The following is a 12337-nucleotide window of genomic DNA, read 5'->3' as shown; positions in this document are numbered from 1 at the left end:
CGAAACCTGATGGGGTCGGATTTCATGCTACGTTTCAACATTCGGCAGATCGAAGCGTTTCGCGCAGTAATTGAAACTGGAAATATGACGCAAGCGGGCGAAGTGCTTGGCGTCACCCAGCCCGCCATCAGCCGCCTGATCCGCGACCTTGAAGAAGAGTATGGTCTACAGCTGTTTGCCCGTCATGCCGGCCGCATCGACCCAACCAAGGATGCCATTGCTTTCCATGCAGAAGTCGAACGCTGTTACGGAGAACTGGAACAGATGGTCAAGTTCGCCACTGAACTCGGCGCTCACCGCAAAAAGAGACTGCGCCTGGCCTCTACCGTCGGGCATTCATATTTTTTTCTTCCCGAGGTCATCAAGGCTTTTCACGCGCGTTGGCCGGATGTGGTGATCAGTCTGGTTAGCGGGCCATCGCCTGAGGTCGTCGAACATGTAGAAAAGGGCAGATGCGACATAGGGTTGGCGCTTTTGCCGCTCAATGTCCACGGTGTGGCCATCAAGACGATGCCCGAAACCAACCTTGTCTGCGTGATGCCAAAGGACCACGCCCTGTCCAAATTGAATTCCGTCGCGCCGCAAGACCTGCAAGAGACCCCCCTGCTGCTGATTTCAGAGAGTAGCCTGATGCGAAAGCGGCTGTTGAAAGCGTTCAACGAGGCTAATGTCACGCCAAACGTCATTCTGGACTCCACCTACACAGGCCCAATCTGCAGCTTGGTCGCGAACGGGATGGGCGTGTCGATCATGGATATTCTGACAGCAGACGCCTATTCGAACCTTGAGATCGAAATACGTCCCTTCAGCCCCAGTATACCCTGTGAATTGAAGCTGGTGCTCCCTGAGTCGCAGGTGCTGGCGCCGCCCGCGCAGGCGTTCGTGGAGATACTGATGGAACGTGCCCGCTAAGCGGGCGCGATTACCGCCTTTATAGGTCTAAGCCCGCCTTTCGCGCCACCTCCAGATCCTGCACGCCAGATTACCCGCAATAGGAAATAATCCGCTGCCGCAGCACCGTTAGCGCCTATGGTCCGTTTCCCGGCCCACACCTGCCGTTCGTGACTTGCGCGGCGAATGTCAGCTACCGAGTCCTTTTTTGTCGCACAGCGCAGCCGCAGCACTTGTCAGCGACAATGGGCAGAACAAGCCACCCTAAAAAGACATTTGGCGCTGAGGTGGATAGCTGCAGTCATTTGCAGGGTTATGAACCCGCGTGGCTCCCTCTGGTATCACGCGGCCGAAGATCAGTGCGTTCGATTTATCAGAGCAAAAATCCCGCGACTCAAGCCTCTCGCGCGTCACGCCGGCGCCGCATGGCCTTGGCAATGGGCCAGACGATCACGAGGAGAGTGGTGATGGCGAGCGCCGCAGAGATCGGACGAGTCAGCAGGTCGGTGGCGTCGCCACGGCTGATCAGCAGGGCGCGCCGGACGCTTTGTTCAGCCATCGGGCCCAAGATCATACCAAGGATAATCGGTGCCAGCGGAACGTTCACCTTTTCCAGGAAATACCCCACGAGGCCTGCGGCGAGCATCACCCAGAGGTCGACAGGGCGGCCGTTGATAACATAGACCCCCACGCACATCAGGATGAGGATTGACGGCACCAGAAGCACCCCAGGCAGGCGCTGGAACTGGGCAAAGACGCGAGTGGCGACGGCCCCTCCGAGAGCGAAGATCAAGACCGAAGTTAGGAGCATCTCCATCATGAAACCGCCGACCAGCACCGGGTTCTGATGGAACAGTTGCGGGCCGGGTTGCAGCCCATGGATGGTCAACGCGCTCAGCACCAGCGCCGCGACAACGTTGCCGGGGATGCCGAGCGCCAGCGCCGGGATCATCGACGCGGCGTTGTCGGCGTTGTTACCACATTCCGCCGCGGCTACGCCCTGCGGGTTACCTTTGCCGAAACTCGATGGATCGTCCGAGGCGTTCTTGGCGGCGTTGTAACTGAGAAAGGCCGCGATGTTGCCGCCCGCGCCTGGCAGGATGCCGACACCTATGCCGATGCCCGAGGAGCGCAGCCAAGTCGGGATCAATGCACGGCGTTCGCCGGGTTTGAAAGGCACATCGGTCAGCTTAAGTTGCGCGGCAGATAGCCCCTTGAGGTCGGCCTTTTCAGCCAATTGCAAGACCGGCGGCAGAGCATAAAGCCCCACCAGCACCACGATCAGGTCGAGCCCACCCAAAAGCCAGGTTTGGCCGAAGGTAAACCGAGCTTGGCCTGAAAGGTTATCGATCCCCATCGTGCCGATCAGCAGACCGAGCACGGCAGCCATGATCCCCTTGACCGGGTCTGAACCGACCATGACGCCGACCGATGCCATGCCGAAGATCGCGATCCAGAAATATTCGGCGGGGCCGAAATATAAGGTTACTCTTGCCAACAGTGGTCCGACAGTCATCAAAGCGATTGCGCTGGCGATGCCCCCAACAGCGGAGGACCAACAAGCAATCTTCAGCGCTTTCGCGGCCTCGCCTTTGTCGGCCATCGGGAAGCCGTCAAAGGTGGTGGCGATTGAGGCCGGAGTGCCGGGAATGCGCAGCAGTATCGCCGGGATTGCGCCGCCGTACATCGAGCCGTTGTAGATGCCTGCCACCATGGCCAGTGCCACTAACGGATCCATCGAATAGGTCAGGGGCAACAGGAGCGCGATAGCCATCACCGGGTTAAGCCCCGGCAGAGCGCCGATAAATACGCCCAGCAGCGTGGCACCGATCATTGCTGTCAGCGGCCCGAAGGTCAGAACTTGGGCCAATGCATTGGTGTAAAATTCCATATCAGGCTCCGGGTGCGAAGATGGATAGGAGGGCTTCACGCGGTAGCGGCTTTTCCAACAGCAATGAGAAGACGAGGTAAATCAGGATCATGAACACCAGCGCCACGATCAACGCATAGATACCCTGGCGAAAACCAAGCGCCACCGGCAGAGCCAGCATCAAAAGAAAGGACGCGGTGTAAAAGCCCAATGGCACAACCAGCGCCACGTAGATCGTCGAGAGTACCGCCGCGATGAACATCTGCGTGGGCGCGCTAATCAGCGCCCGCGCCTCGTTACGGCCTGAGCGGATAGCCTTTACCGTCACGGCTCCGCCGAGAAGCGCCAAGATCAGACCGAGTGACATCGGGTAATTCCCGCTGGCCCCGTTGTAATCGGTCGCCTTCCAGGCCGCGGCAATGCCGAAGCCGGCAAAAAGCAGCCCGAGGACGATATCCTGACGCTTCTCCATCGCTCAGAGCCCGAGGTTCTTGGAGACTTCGGCCAGTGCGTCGTATTCTCCTTGCAGCCGTTTGCCCAGATCTTCGCCCTTAACCACATTGGGCACTTCGCCCTTGGTGGCCAGAAACTCGACATAAGTAGGATCATTGACCGCCTCGTCGATCATGTCGGCCAGCTTGTCAACGATGGCCTGATCAAGACCCTTCGGCCCAAGAATGGCACGCCATAGAAGCGTTTCCTTGTCGCCAAGCCCCAATACCTCAAGCCCGGAAGCGCCCGGTAGGGCCGGAACGCCAGAGGCTGAAGTTACCAACGGGCACTTGGCTTCGCCGTTTTCGACGTAAGGCAAAACGGTCGAGATTGAACCGCCGTAGATATCCACGTGACCGCCAAGGAAATTTTGAAGCGTCTCGCCCGCGCCACCGAAGGGAATGGCGATAGCCTCGATCCCCTTGGCCTGGAAGACCCGCTCGGCAGCGAGCTGCATGGTGCCGCCGATGCCGTCATTGCCATAGGTGTACTTGCCCGGGTTGGCTTCCAGTTCGGCCAGGAACTCTTCGCCCGTGGTGGCCGGGAAATCTGACTTCACGCAAAGCGTATAGGCGGTTTGCGAGGTCGAGGCGATGGGGGTGAAGCTGTCGAGCGAATAGGCCACGTTCTGCACCTGCGGCACGGTGGTCAGGGGGCTGTTCCATGTGGCGAACAGTGAATAGCCGTCCGCGTTGGCCTGCATAAATTGCGAAGCCCCGACAGAGCCGCCGCCGCCACCCACATTCAGGATCGCAATGGAGGTACCGAGCTTTTCTTCCAAAAGGATCGCCAATTTACGGGCGCTGGTGTCGGTTCCTCCGCCGGCGCCGGCTGGTATGGTCAGTTCAATGGTACGTTCTGGGTATTCTGCCAGTGCCGGGGCGGCCAGCGCCGCGGCGGCGGACAGTCCGAGCAAAGTTGTCTTAATCATCATGGTCTCTCTCCCTTTGAAATTGAAGTCGTCAATTGATTTCGCTGCGATAGCGGAAGCCCTCGGCATTTCCGCTGGCGATGCGCCATTCGACGGGCTTGCCCTCGATGTCGAAGGCTGTGCGACAGATTACCGCCAGAGGATCATTCGTACGGATGCGCAGTTGTTGCGCCACTGCGTCCGAGGCACGCCCGAACGACACTTCGTCTGTCGCGCGTTTCACCAGCACGCCGAAATGCTCGAAATAGGTAGGATAAAGCAGCGGTCCGAAAGCGGCGTCCGGTAGGGCTTCGAAGCCAGAAAACCGCGCTTTGGGAATGTAGATCTCTTCGAACAGTACCGGTTGATCGGCCAAGCTGCGCAGACGCTCAATCTTTATCACATCCTTTGTGCCAAGCGCCCCGGCAGCCTCTGCGGACGCTTTTGCCAAGCTGCGCTTGATCATTTTGCTCTGCGGGATCGTCATCGGCTCACCGTTGCCCTCACGCATTGGGAAGAAGCGGAACAGGGTGGCGTTAAAGGACGGCGCACGCATGTAGGTACCCGACCCTTGGCGCCGTTCCAAAAGGCCCTCGCCCACCAGTCCGTCTACCGCTTTGCGCACCGTGCCTACAGAGACGTCGAATTCTCGCGCCAGACGCGCCTCCGAAGGGATCGGCTGGTCGGGCGTCCAGTCGCCCGCAGCGATGCGCGCTGTTAAGGTGTCGCGCAACCGCGCATAAGCCGGCAACCGTGCATCTGTCATAGCGAATCTGGTGCTCATTGTCGTCCTCCCCAGAATGGCTTAACGAATATTGACCCATTCGGTCAACTGGTCATATATATGAATTGGCTAAGGAGCACATTATGATCCAGTTCGACTGCCATGCGCATGTGTATGAAACGACCACTGCCGTCGACGGGGCGCGGTACGTCCCTGCCCGACCGGCGCCATTGGCGGAGTGGCTGGGCCATCAGGAAACACATAAGCTACGAGGCGGCGTCATCGTGCAGGTCAGCTTCCTTGGCACCGACAATTCGGAGATGTGCGCTGCACTTTCAAAATTGGACCGCTCGCGGTTCGCAGGAGTCGGTGTTGTCCCGTTAGACGTAGCCGACGAGGAACTGGACCGCCTCGCGCACGCTGGAATGCGCGGGGTTCGCTGGAATCTCGTCCGCGGCGCGGCAATCCCCCGCCTGAACGCGACCCCAACACAGCGATTTTTGGCAAAACTGAGAGACCGGAACCTGCACCTTGAGCTTCATCTTGAAGGCCCGCGCCTCGCACCGGTCCTTCCTGCGCTCGCAGACCAGGGGGTGAACCTGGTAATCGACCATTTCGGTCTACCGTCTGAACCGGACCCGCACAACGATCCGATGATCCGAGCGGTTGCCGCGATGTATGACCGAAGCGCGCTGTATTTCAAGTTCGCCGCGCACTACCGCATCCCGTTCGACATCACGTTCCATGCCAGCGAACTACTGGGTGTACTGCCCGACAGTCACGTTGTCTGGGGCAGCGATTGGCCGCACACTCAGCACGAGAACCACACTGGCTATGCTGACGTCTGGTCCCGCAACAAAGAGTGGCGCAACTTATCGAACAGAACCGCAGCGAAAAGGCTGTACGGCATACGCTGAATTCCAAGCGGGATCGGCCCAACCCATCTGCTGCCCCGGAATCTATATGCGCCCAGTTGAAATGCAGCCCGGAGATCACAGCGGCCGGCGTAAGCCATTTTGGGGCACCCCACCGCGATGCATGTATTCGCCATCGTCCCTGACCGGACATTCACGCGACTCGTGGCGAACGGCAGTGAAAAACCCGAACCAACAAGCGCTCCACTATGAATGAAGCTCAGCGAAACGCAAAATGCGGGCATGCCAAACTGCAAAGCTTAGTAAATGTTCTGAGCAAGGGAATGGGAAGTTCAGAAGCACCACCGACCTGCTCTGCGGTTGTCCTTCTCTGAAACTTGATAGAATCGATTATGCCCCACGAACTGCCCCCTGATCTTGGTAATGCCCTACAGTTTTCAACTGAGGATTTAGACGTTGAGTTTAAGCGCTCACTACCCCTGCGCGAGAATATAGGCAAAGCGAAGCTTGCCAAGGAAATCTGCGCTTTGGCCAATCATGGTGGAGAGTGGATCCTATTGGGTCGCGAAGACGATGGATCTTACCCGGATGCAATCCCAACAGAGATTATAACCGTCGATCAAGACCAAGTTAATCAAATCGCGGCTGCTTATTTGCAACCGGCACCGCACTGCACCGTCAGTAAACAGCAACCGGAGGGAGTAGCTTTTGCTGTGCCAGTCATCTGGGTGCCCCCATGTGGCACATCACCAGTTTGCGCAAAAAAGAATGGACCAGACGACGAACGCGGGCGCACGCGAGGCGTTACAAAGGGTATACACTACACCCGCAGGCGGGCCCTGTTTCAGCGCCTATTGAATCTCCAGATGAATGGCAGGACGTGATAAGGCGCTGTGTTCTAAGTGACAAAGCTTCATTGCTTGGCGCTTTGTCAACCATGATCGAACAGCCCCGACCTACGCCTGAGACGGTGGAAGAAAGCGTTTTCGAAGCTGACTTCGAACATACCGTTGGAAAATGGAAGGAGGAGGCTCAGGAACACCCATATGAAGTTGATCTATCGAATTTCTTTGTGGGTTATGGCTTTCACCTGGTTGATGCTGAGCCAGTAACAACCGATCAGATTACTGAGTGTTTGCGCCAACGTCCGCATGATGCACGCGGCGGCCATGTCTTTTTCGAAAGCAACTACAATACCCCCTATCGTCCCTTTGTAATCGAGGTAGCGGGCCATCACGGGCTCGAGGTCCATGTAAATACCACAGACTTCGATCATCGTGCCGTTTGGCGGCTTAGTGAGTGGTTAAGCGGAACGGAGGCTATCTCGTATTGGGAGGACACCGCCCGGATAAAGGATGCCGTTGAGCACAGGTCCTCACTTACCTGGGAACGAGGCCAGCATATATGGATAGCTCAACAGATTTCCTACGCTAATAGTTTCCTCGCAACGGTGAAGCACATTGCTGACTACTTTGATTTCACCGGTGACGTCCGCATCCGTGTTTTGTTTAGTGGATTAAGTGGGCGAAACCTCAGATCCACCAACATTGGGGTCTACTACAGCATGGACTACCGGGCTCGCCAGAACACAAAGCAAATCGACTTTGTCCTAAAAGCTTCAGATTTAGCTGCCGAAACTCGGAGCTCGGCAATCGCTTCGATCATTCAGCCGATGAACAAACTCACTCAAGGACCTGTAGTTAACGCTGAGAGCGTCGTTCGCAGCCTTAGGGCTAATTGAGGATAGAGCTGCCTACAATAGGTCGGGTGCCGGCCCCGCAAAGCTGGCCGGCCGCATAGTGAAGGTCAAAAATTTTTTCGTAGCTGACCCTCATGCCTCACGCAGCGGATGACCTGTGTGGATGGCTCCTGCATAGCAAGACATTTTTGATCTGATTTGGAGAGTGTCCGATCTTTTGTGTAACTGCGAACTGGTCCATGCTTCCTGAGAGGAGCAAGGACGATGACCATATCCAAGGAACTGCTGGACGAACTACTGAAGGGCTGCGAGCGGCCTGAAGACCTGCTTGGCGATGCCGGGCTAATGAAAGAGCTCAAGATCAAGCTGATGGAGCGGATGCTCGGTTCCTTGACGCCTTCGAAATTAGAGTAATTCGTTATTCTGTTCACCCAAATCTGATCCCCACCCGCTGTCTGAGGTTTTTTCCAACACAATCCGCCTTCTCTGTCGGAAACGTAATTCCTCAATTGGAATCTCAAGACACGTTGCGATCCAGTGACGGAGAAGGACGCGGGTTCGCCGGTAGCTTCGATCACTGACGTCGGCACCATCAAATGCTGCGCCAAGACGCGTGCCCAAAAGGTTTTCCCAATGCCAGGTGGCCCTACCAAGAGCAGAGGTTTCAACCGTGGTCCCAGATCACCGTTGCGCACAGAGGCGCGCATGTCCTGCCAGATCCTCGCCGTTGCTTCTGTCATCCAGGGCATCTCGCAATGGATGGCGGAAGCAATCTCATCGGCGCGGTGTTCGGATTCGACAGAAATTAGTTCTGCGCCGTGGCGGAACACCTCCAGCCTCTGGCGGTCTTTGTCCGCAAGATGGCCCATGCCTGATCTACGAGAAACCGCATCCTTGTACGCGGCTATCTTCCGCAGGATATTGCGCCGATCTCGGTCAGAGATTTGACTGTCTGGTTTGCATTTGCTCACGTTCTCTCGGAAATTGATCAGGTGCTGTTTCAACCGATGTTCAATGTCAAAGACCGACGGGGTATTCGGGTCCGGGAATCTCACGTCGGCAAATTTGATGCGTGGCATTTGATGTCCTCTCATGGCCAGCTCACCAGTAACTTGGCGACCAGCATTCGACAGCGAATGGCTGCCTGTAGTTAAACGAGAGGATCCGGAACCTTGATAAAGTTGGTGCCATTCATTGGAAGGATATCAACTGGCGTGTCAAATATGCGCGAAAGCCACCCGGACAGACAACCTTAGCGACACGAGAAACTCAGCCGTAACCACATGAAACAAAATACAAAATACTGCCACGCCTGCGTTCAGAACACCATTATGCGCAAGCTATTGCTTGGTTTTGCGCATACATTCGCTTTCGTTGGCACATCGCGCAAGGCGCATGGCGACCCCGGCAGGAGGCAAACAGCCCCTGTGAAATCAACCCTGTAGATTGTCCAACCCGGCCAATCCCCCCCATTGATATCATTGCGGAAAACCCCGCGTTGTCCAACCGGCAACGGATCAACCCGCCAAAAGAAAACGCCGCTGCGGCTGGACCCCGCAACGGCGCAAATGATCTTGCGAAACGCGACATTTCACACGCTGAAGATAGCCTGAAACACCGCTTCGACGCAATGTTGAATTGGGGCGATCCGGATCACATGCGGGCCATGCGGGTGGCCGGACACGCCCTAACCCTCGGAACATCTGACGCATGGCTGAACGCGTCGGCGGTATGGGCGGCGCGTCTCAGCGTCCCTGAGCGCGTGGCGCTGGCCTACGCTGCATTGAAGGCGCTGGACGAGGACGAAGCGTATCTCACCGCATCGGCGGCGATCTTCGGCACCCTGAACGGGGAGGCCGTGCAATGAACGTTTATCAGGCTGGCCCGTTAAAGCGCCGCCGCGCCACCAAAGATGAGATGGACAGGCGGGCAGAATTTCTCATTTCCTACGCTGAGGCACATTCTCCAGTGACGGTTCGCCAGCTTTTCTATGCGGCGACCGTTGCCGAGGTTGCGGGCATCGAGAAAAGCGAACTTGGCTACAATAAGGTGCAGGCGCAGGTTCTCGAACTGCGCCGCGCCGGGCGTCTTCCATATCACTGTATCGCAGATTCGACCCGTTACATGCGCAAGCCCCGGACCTATGACGGGTGGGAGGCCGCGCTACAGGAAACGGCACAACTCTATCGCAAGAGCCTGTGGGCTGACTCCGGCGAGGAGGTTGAAATCTGGCTGGAGAAGTCGGCGCTGGCGGGTGTTCTTTACCCCGTCACGGCGGAGTATGACGTGCCGCTTATGCCGACCGGCGGATACACGTCCGAAACCTTTGCATATGGCGCTGTCAATGCAATGCGCGGTTCAAGCAAGACGCTGGTTATTTATGCGCTCTATGACTTCGACCGCTCAGGACGTGACGCGGCGGGTTCCTTGCAAGAGAAGGTGGAGCGGTTCGGCTGCGAGTTTGATGTGCCGGTCACGTTCAATCACCTTGGCCTGTCTTATGATCAGGTCATCGACCTTGGCCTGCCGACACGACCGGCGAAACGGAACACCGCTGCGGACCGGCGATGGCCCTATGACTTTGCTGCCGAGTTGGACGCTATTCCGCCCGACACGATCAGGGAAATGGTTCGTGATGCTATCGAGTATCATCTCCCCCCGCACCAAATGCGCGTCCTAAAAGACATAGAACAGGCTGAGCGCGACACCCTGATGCAATTTATCGGGAGGGCGGCATGACCTACTACACCCGCCAACCGTTCCAGAAGGCCGCGTCAGGCGCTGAGATCGAGCGCTTGCTGCATCACCTGCCGACCGTTGCACAATGGTCTGAGGAAACATGGGCCAAAGGCTTCGCGCTGTCTGTTTTGAAGCAGTCACGCCGCCGGGGTTGGACCCCTTCCGCCAAGCAACTGCCCCTCATGCGCGGGCTGGTGAATGACCTGTTCACCTGTGCCAGCGATGACGAAGGAGAGTTCAACCCGATCGAAAGCTAACCGCCCGTTGCGCTGCTGTTGAGCGGCGGTGGCGCAACGGGTGAAGCATCGGCCCGCGTTCATAGTGAGCATACCCATACGGGGCAAATCACAGAACGCGGGTCACGCTCTTAGCTTTTGACCGTCGAGCGATATCGGCGGGGATACGATCCGGGAACTTTTAACCCACTCCGTCTGGAACCGGTGCCTACTAGGCCAGACAGAAGCGCGACTTAAAACCCACCGCCTAGAGCGGGGACCGCACCGGAGCAAAGCTGCGAAGGGCGGGGCTGGAGAAAACCCAGCGGGCAGCGGCTGGCCCCCGATATCGGGCATCGCGTGGATACGGATCGGGCGGGTAGGACTGTCAACCGAGCAAGGAACTAATCCTTGTGTAGCGGGGGCAGAAGCGGGTGGGGGAGTGTGTCCAAAATTTAGAGTGTTACAGTATAACAGAAGGGAAAACCAAATGCATGACGACGACCTGACAGAATTTCAGAGAGACTTCATTCAGCCGATTGTGGCGGAGAACCGAGAGTTTCCGCTGCAGTTCATCGAAATCCTAGCTGGCATGGCTGAAAGCTCGCCTGAGCTTCAGCAGTTCATGATCGAAGCGCTACGGCGCAAAGCCGAATGGTATCAGCAGCAGGCCAATGCCACTCAGACGCTGATCGACCTCAACAAGATTGCCGCCAAAGAGGGGAAAAAGCACCGAGAGGGCGACGATCAATGACGAATTTGCTGCAAACTTCACGGCGCGGCGCTCTTGCTCGACGCAGTAAAATGAGATATTATAACACTGCAACCGATGCATTGCCGTGCGCTGCGTTGGTTGCCCAAAGCGCCAAGCATGCCGTGCGCTGCTTCGCAATTTGCCCGGAAGAGACCGGAACCCGCATTGCCGTGCGCTGCGATATATCCCCAGAATTCAATCAGCCCTTCGGGGTGACAAGAGGTGTTCAAATGAACCGAACAGCAATTCGCGGTATTCAGGCCGTACGCGCCCAAGGCGGAACAGACATCAAGGCTTTGCTCGAAGAGCAGGGCAATGACTTCAAGGCTTTCAAAGAGCGCCATTTCAACGAAGTTTCGGAGCTTCGAGAGGTGGTTGATCTGCAGGCCAGCAAGATTGCGGCCATGTCGATCAATGGTATTGATGGCGGTACGTCCGGCGCAAAGCTGACCCCTCAGGCGGCAGCGGACTTTCAGAAATTCATGGCGACCGGCGCTTCTTCTGGCGTGATGGAAGTAAAGGCGGGCATGCAGAGCGGGCAGGCCGAAGATGGCGGCGCATCTGTTCCTAAGCAAATCTCCAATAGCATCTTGAACCAGTTGGTTGATGCTTCGCCGCTTCGCAAGCTGGCATCTGTCGAGAACGCCACCACCAGCGACTATGTGAAGATCGTCGGGCTTCGCGGCGCATCGTCCGGCTGGGCTGGTGAGACTGACCCGCGCAGCATCACGACCACACCGAAGATGGGCGAGGTAAAGCCAACCTTCGGCGAGTTGTTTGCATACTGTGAGGCGACAACATGGGTGCTAGAAGATTCCCAGTTCAATCTGGAGAAGTGGCTCAATGAAAACGTGGTTGATGAGTTTGCCTTGAAAGAGAACGCCGCGTTCTTCAACGGCGATGGCGTCGATAAACCCACAGGTTTCCTCACTGTGCCGCAGACGGAAGAAGATGATGCTGACCGCGCGTTCGGCACTCTGCAAACGGTTCCGGCGGGAAGCGCAACAGTCATTGAGCAGGATGACCTTGTTAATCTGATGATGTCCCTTCGCAGCCCGTACCGGATGCGCGGCAATTGCGCGTGGATCATGAACCGCACAACCGCGGCGATTGTTCGGAAGATGAAGGACGCTGATGGGCGGCTGATCTGGTCTGATAGCTTGGCTGC

General features: G+C 57.1%; 12 protein-coding genes and 3 pseudogenes. 10 read left to right on the top strand and 5 right to left on the bottom strand.

Features of this window, described 5'->3' with window-relative positions; translation table 11 throughout:
• Positions 1–24: 24 nt before the first annotated feature.
• On the top strand, positions 25–912 hold the full coding sequence (locus A3722_RS21840; protein WP_161487434.1) for a LysR family transcriptional regulator: 888 nt from the start codon (positions 25–27) through the stop codon (positions 910–912).
• A gap of 373 nt (positions 913–1285) precedes the next feature.
• On the opposite strand, the gene A3722_RS21835 is transcribed toward A3722_RS21840, so the two are convergent.
• Genes A3722_RS21835 through A3722_RS21820 form a run of 4 tightly spaced genes read right to left on the bottom strand, consistent with a single transcriptional unit; the run spans position 1286 to position 4947 of the window.
• The gene (locus A3722_RS21835; RefSeq protein ID WP_067627573.1) at positions 1286–2782 is read right to left on the bottom strand and encodes a tripartite tricarboxylate transporter permease; all 1497 of its coding nucleotides are present in this window, start codon (positions 2780–2782) and stop codon (positions 1286–1288) included.
• A 1-nt stretch (position 2783) separates the two neighbouring features.
• Entirely contained in the window at positions 2784–3233 is a 450-nt protein-coding gene (locus A3722_RS21830) for a tripartite tricarboxylate transporter TctB family protein (RefSeq protein ID WP_067627575.1), read from the bottom strand.
• A gap of 3 nt (positions 3234–3236) precedes the next feature.
• A complete protein-coding gene (locus A3722_RS21825; protein ID WP_067627576.1) occupies positions 3237–4187 on the bottom strand; it encodes a tripartite tricarboxylate transporter substrate binding protein in 951 nt (316 codons plus the stop codon).
• 28 nt (positions 4188–4215) lie between these two features.
• Positions 4216–4947: a GntR family transcriptional regulator gene (locus A3722_RS21820; protein WP_067627578.1), complete on the bottom strand. Its 732-nt coding sequence runs from the start codon at positions 4945–4947 to the stop codon at positions 4216–4218.
• An 83-nt stretch (positions 4948–5030) separates the two neighbouring features.
• On the opposite strand from A3722_RS21820, the gene A3722_RS21815 reads away from it, so the two are divergent.
• From A3722_RS21815 to A3722_RS24160, 4 genes and pseudogenes are all read left to right on the top strand, one after another.
• Positions 5031–5804 (top strand): amidohydrolase family protein, encoded by a 774-nt coding sequence (locus A3722_RS21815; protein ID WP_067627580.1) that lies wholly within the window; start codon positions 5031–5033, stop codon positions 5802–5804.
• 350 nt (positions 5805–6154) lie between these two features.
• Positions 6155–6442 (top strand): annotated as a pseudogene (locus A3722_RS25385) (AlbA family DNA-binding domain-containing protein); the annotation flags it as partial.
• 56 nt (positions 6443–6498) lie between these two features.
• Positions 6499–7503 carry a hypothetical protein gene (locus tag A3722_RS21810; RefSeq protein ID WP_236627500.1) on the top strand — a complete coding sequence of 335 codons (1005 nt, stop codon included), beginning with the start codon at positions 6499–6501 and terminating at the stop codon, positions 7501–7503.
• A 222-nt stretch (positions 7504–7725) separates the two neighbouring features.
• Positions 7726–7851, top strand: a pseudogene (locus A3722_RS24160) (IS256 family transposase); the annotation flags it as partial.
• 191 nt (positions 7852–8042) lie between these two features.
• Here the strand turns inward: A3722_RS24160 and A3722_RS25015 are convergent.
• A pseudogene (locus A3722_RS25015) lies at positions 8043–8168 on the bottom strand (AAA family ATPase); the annotation flags it as partial.
• A 791-nt stretch (positions 8169–8959) separates the two neighbouring features.
• On the opposite strand from A3722_RS25015, the gene A3722_RS21805 reads away from it, so the two are divergent.
• From A3722_RS21805 to A3722_RS21785, 5 genes are all read left to right on the top strand, one after another.
• Positions 8960–9328 (top strand): hypothetical protein, encoded by a 369-nt coding sequence (locus tag A3722_RS21805; protein ID WP_067627349.1) that lies wholly within the window; start codon positions 8960–8962, stop codon positions 9326–9328.
• Positions 9325–10200, top strand: coding sequence for a hypothetical protein (locus tag A3722_RS21800; protein ID WP_236627499.1), 876 nt, complete (start codon positions 9325–9327; stop codon positions 10198–10200). The genes A3722_RS21805 and A3722_RS21800 overlap by 4 nt, the downstream gene beginning before the upstream one ends.
• Positions 10197–10457, top strand: a complete 261-nt coding sequence (locus A3722_RS21795) for a hypothetical protein (RefSeq protein ID WP_067627351.1) — start codon at positions 10197–10199, stop codon at positions 10455–10457. Before A3722_RS21800 ends, A3722_RS21795 begins: the two co-directional genes overlap by 4 nt.
• Positions 10458–10905: 448 nt before the next feature.
• Positions 10906–11169: a hypothetical protein gene (locus A3722_RS21790; RefSeq protein WP_067627353.1), complete on the top strand. Its 264-nt coding sequence runs from the start codon at positions 10906–10908 to the stop codon at positions 11167–11169.
• Positions 11166–12337: phage major capsid protein (locus tag A3722_RS21785; RefSeq protein WP_161488240.1), on the top strand; the 1172-nt coding region annotated here is incomplete at its 3' end. The genes A3722_RS21790 and A3722_RS21785, both read left to right, overlap by 4 nt.

Source organism: Sulfitobacter sp. HI0027, assembly GCF_001634775.1.
Lineage (GTDB): Bacteria > Pseudomonadota > Alphaproteobacteria > Rhodobacterales > Rhodobacteraceae > Sulfitobacter.
Note: the sequence above shows the minus strand (reverse complement) of the source record. Positions and strands in the feature narration are given on the sequence as shown.

Coding starts and splice junctions, on each gene's coding strand:
- A3722_RS21840 (WP_161487434.1), top strand. CDS start 25: ATGCTACGTTTCAACATTCGGCAGATCGAAGCGTTTCGCGCAGTAATT.
- A3722_RS21835 (WP_067627573.1), bottom strand. CDS start 2,782: ATGGAATTTTACACCAATGCATTGGCCCAAGTTCTGACCTTCGGGCCG.
- A3722_RS21830 (WP_067627575.1), bottom strand. CDS start 3,233: ATGGAGAAGCGTCAGGATATCGTCCTCGGGCTGCTTTTTGCCGGCTTC.
- A3722_RS21825 (WP_067627576.1), bottom strand. CDS start 4,187: ATGATGATTAAGACAACTTTGCTCGGACTGTCCGCCGCCGCGGCGCTG.
- A3722_RS21820 (WP_067627578.1), bottom strand. CDS start 4,947: ATGAGCACCAGATTCGCTATGACAGATGCACGGTTGCCGGCTTATGCG.
- A3722_RS21815 (WP_067627580.1), top strand. CDS start 5,031: ATGATCCAGTTCGACTGCCATGCGCATGTGTATGAAACGACCACTGCC.
- A3722_RS21810 (WP_236627500.1), top strand. CDS start 6,499: ATGTGGCACATCACCAGTTTGCGCAAAAAAGAATGGACCAGACGACGA.
- A3722_RS21800 (WP_236627499.1), top strand. CDS start 9,325: ATGAACGTTTATCAGGCTGGCCCGTTAAAGCGCCGCCGCGCCACCAAA.
- A3722_RS21795 (WP_067627351.1), top strand. CDS start 10,197: ATGACCTACTACACCCGCCAACCGTTCCAGAAGGCCGCGTCAGGCGCT.
- A3722_RS21790 (WP_067627353.1), top strand. CDS start 10,906: ATGCATGACGACGACCTGACAGAATTTCAGAGAGACTTCATTCAGCCG.